Source organism: Streptomyces sp. PU-14G, from assembly GCF_041028275.1.
Lineage (GTDB): Bacteria > Actinomycetota > Actinomycetes > Streptomycetales > Streptomycetaceae > Streptomyces.
Genome location: NZ_JASKYT010000590.1, coordinates 1 through 2249, shown reverse-complemented (window position 1 = coordinate 2249; position 2249 = coordinate 1). Strand labels below are relative to the sequence as shown.

At 72.6% G+C, this 2249-nt stretch carries 1 protein-coding gene; it reads right to left on the bottom strand.

Translation table 11 applies throughout. The features are described from left to right. A partial coding sequence (locus tag AB8Z75_RS33710; RefSeq protein ID WP_369208758.1) for a CDP-glycerol glycerophosphotransferase family protein occupies window positions 1-2193 on the bottom strand: 2193 nt, incomplete at its 3' end. Window positions 2194-2249 lie beyond the last annotated feature (56 nt).

Sequence of the window (2249 nt, the reverse complement as noted above, 5' to 3'; positions counted from 1 at the left end):
GCGTTCCGGCAGCGGAAGGACCGCGGGGAGGGCGGCGGGGTCCTCGCCCAGCAGGGCCGACCTGACCACGCGTTCGGCGGCGCGGCCGTCGTCCCAGGGGCAGAAACGCTCCCGGAACGCGGCCCGCAGGGCGCGGGCCTCGGGGCCGCGCCAGGTGCCGCTCCGGAAGACGGCGATCAGCTCTTCCTCGGTGCGGGTGACGGGCCCCGGGGTCTCGCCGGGGCGGCCGGAGAGCAGGTCGAAGTAGACGCCGCGCGAGTCGCGGTAGCTCTCCCAGTCGGGGGCGTGGATCACCAGCGGGCGGTCGAGGTTGGCGTAGTCGAACATCAGGGACGAGTAGTCGGTGATCAGCGCGTCGGCCGCCAGGCACAGGTCCTCGGTGGAGGGGTGCCGGGAGACGTCCCGTACCAGCCCGCGGGCGTGCAGGTCGCGCAGCACGCTGTCGCGCCCGTAGTAGTAGTGGGTCCGCACCAGCAGCACGTACTCCTCGCCGAGTCCGGCGCTGAGCCGCTCCAGGTCGAGGCGGGGCACGAAGCCCTTGCGGTAGTCGCGTGCGGTGGGCGCGTACAGCAGGGCGGTGCGGCCGCGGGGGATGCCCAGGCGGGCGCGGATGCCGGCGACCTCCTCGGCGGTGGCGGTGGCGTAGCGGTCGTTGCGGGGATAGCCGGCGGGCAGGTCCTCGTGGGCGCAGGGGTAGACCCGGTCCCACACTTCGGCCGAGTGCGGGTTGGAGGTGACGCTCACATCCCAGCGGTCGGCGCGGCGCAGCAGTTTGCCGAAGCTCATGTGGGCCGCCGCCGGGTAGGGCTGCTGGTCGAGGCCCATGGTCTTGAGCGGGGTCCCGTGGTGGGTCATCACGTGTCTCTGTCCTGGCCGTTTGACCAGGTGATCGGGGAAGTTGACGTTGTTGACGAAGTATTTGGCGCGCGCCAGCGTCCGCCAGTAGCGCGCGGAGCCCGGCACGACGTGGTCGGCCCCGGGGGGCAGCGTGGCGGCGGCTTCGGGCCTGACGATCCACACGTTCCGCAGGTGCGGGGCGATCTCCCGTGCCTTCTCCGCGACGGCTGCCGGGTTGCAGGCGGCACCGCGGTACCAGTAGGCGGCGTAGACGGCCAGATCGTCGTCGAGGGGGAGCCTGCGCTGCACGGCGTAGTAGAGGCGGTGGTACCGCTTGGCGAGCCTGCGGCGTGCCGCGCGGGCGCCGCGCCACGTGCGGCCCCGGGCGCGCCGTACGGTCTCGCGGGCCGCGAAGAGGGGGTAGGCGTCGTGCGCGAGCAGCCAGAAGTCGCGGGCGGCGCGGCGGGGCGGGGCGAAGCCGGACGGCTGGTGGGTGCGGTAGTGCCGGGCGGCGTGGCGGAAGTAGGCGCGCCGGTCCGCGGGCCGTACGCGTTCCGTGCGGCGCAGGCAGAACACCAGGTGCGTCACCATCCGCTCGAACAGCAGCCCCCGGTGGTCCGCCAGGTCGGGCCTGCGGTCGAGGAAGGCGAACATCGAGGCGTACTGGGGGAATATGTCGAAGTGCTTGCGGCCGGGGGAGCGCGTGATGGCGCCGCGGTGCCGCTGCCGGTAGTCGACGCACACCCGCGGCAGGCAGCCGATGGTGGCGGCGCACACCATCGCCTCGTTCGAGACGGGCGCGTCCTCGTACAGGCCCGGTGCGAAGCTGAGCCCTTCGTGCTCGTAGAACGCGCGGCGGTAGGCCTTGTTCCAGGCGACGTGGAAGAGCGTGAGCAGGTCGGGGTTCTCGGCCGCGGAGAAGGTCTGGGTGCCGGTGGCGGCCAGCTGCCTGCCGAAGGAGCTGGGTTCCTGGCGGCCCCACCAGTAGGAGCGCTGGTGGTCGAAGACCAGGACGTCGGGGTCGCGGCAGGCTCTCAGCTGCGCGTCGATGGCCTCCAGCGCGCCGGGCAGGTAGCTGTCGTCGCTGTCCAGGAAGAGCAGGTAGTCGCCCTCGGCGTGTGCGACGCCGGCGTTGCGGGCCCGCCCGAGGCCGACGTTCTCGCGCAGGTGCAGCACGCGTACGCGCGGGTCGCGGGCTTCGTACTCGTCGAGGATGGTGCCGCTGTGGTCGGGTGAGCGGTCGTCGACGGCTATGAGCTCCAGGTCGGTGAAGGACTGGCCGAGCACCGAGTCGAGGCACTCGCGCAGGTAGCCCTGGACCTTGAACACCGGTACGACGACGCTGAAGCGGACCATGACCACCAGTCCTTCTCTGCGAGGGGGGCGGAAGGGCCGAGCGGGCCCTCGGGGGC